We start from the raw sequence: 1,385 nt of genomic DNA on the forward strand, positions 1-1,385 counted from the left end.
TCGATAGTGATGGTATTTCAGTTGGTGCGCTGAGCACAAATAGCGGCACGCTTAAAGATGCAGCAGGTAATGATTTAACACTGACGCTGAATAGCGTAGGCGCAACATCAAACGTACTGGTAGATAGTATTGCACCCACCGTTTCAAGCGTGAGTGTGCCTAGTAATGACACGTATATTGCAGGAGAAAACCTAGAGTTCACGGTTAATACCAGCGAGAATGTGACGGTCGACACCACCAGTGGCACACCGAGTATTGCCATTACCGTGGGCAGTAGTACAAAAAATGCTACTTATGTCAGCGGCAGTGGTAGCAGTGCACTCACATTCAGATACACAGTTGAAAGTGGTCTAGTTGATAGCGATGGTATTTCAGTTGGTGCGCTGAGCACAAATAGCGGCACGCTTAAAGATGCAGCAGGTAATGACTTAACCCTGACGCTGAATAGCGTAGGCGCAACATCAAACGTACTGGTAGATAGTATTGCGCCCACCGTTTCAAGCGTGAGTGTGCCAAGTAATGACACGTATGTTGCAGGAGAAAGCCTAGAGTTCACCGTCAACACCAGCGAAAATGTGACGGTCGTCACCACTGGAGGCACACCAAGCATTGCCATTACCGTGGGCGGTAGTACAAAAAATGCCACCTATGTCAGCGGCAGTGGCAGCAGTGCACTCACATTCAGATACACAGTTGAAAGTGGTCTAGTCGATAGTGATGGTATTTCAGTTGGTGCGCTGAGCACAAATAGTGGCACGCTCAAGGATTCTGTAGGAAATAACTTAACATTAACGCTAAATAGTGTCGGCGCAACGAGCAACATATTGGTTGATAGCGCAGTGCCAACGATCACCAATGTGACCTCAAGCAACGCAGATGGGTCATATAAAGCAGGAGACACAATCACATTATCAGTTGCTTTTTCTGAGTCAGTCAATGTTACAGGCACGCCGTCTTTATCTTTAGAAACTGGGGTAACCGATAGAGAAGCAAGTTATGTATCTGGCTCTGGTACTGATACGCTCAGCTTTACTTACACCGTACAATCAGGAGATGAAAGTGCGGATTTAGATTATACCGCCACGAGTTCCTTATCCTTAAATAGTGGCACAATCAATGATGCCGCAGGTAATGCCGCAACCTTAACCTTAGCAACGCCTGGTGCAGCTAACTCATTGGGTGCGAATAAAGCCTTAATTATTGATGCTGTAGTTCCGACAGTGTCAAGCGTGAGTGTGCCAAGTAATGACACATATGTTGCCGGAGAAAACCTAGAATTCACCGTTAATACCAGTGAAAATGTGACGGTCAATACCGCTGGAGGCACACCAAGCATTGCCATTACCGTGGGCAGTACCACAAAAAATGCGACCTATGTCAGCGGC

The 1,385-nt window shown here is 46.8% G+C and carries 1 protein-coding gene; it reads left to right on the top strand.

Going from position 1 to position 1,385, the window contains the following annotated elements:
- Positions 1 to 1,385: beta strand repeat-containing protein (locus tag C1E24_RS21015; protein ID WP_431188340.1), on the top strand; the 1,385-nt coding region annotated here is incomplete at both ends.

Origin of the sequence: Pseudoalteromonas phenolica (assembly GCF_005876835.1) — a bacterium.
GTDB classification, from domain to species: domain Bacteria; phylum Pseudomonadota; class Gammaproteobacteria; order Enterobacterales; family Alteromonadaceae; genus Pseudoalteromonas; species Pseudoalteromonas phenolica_B.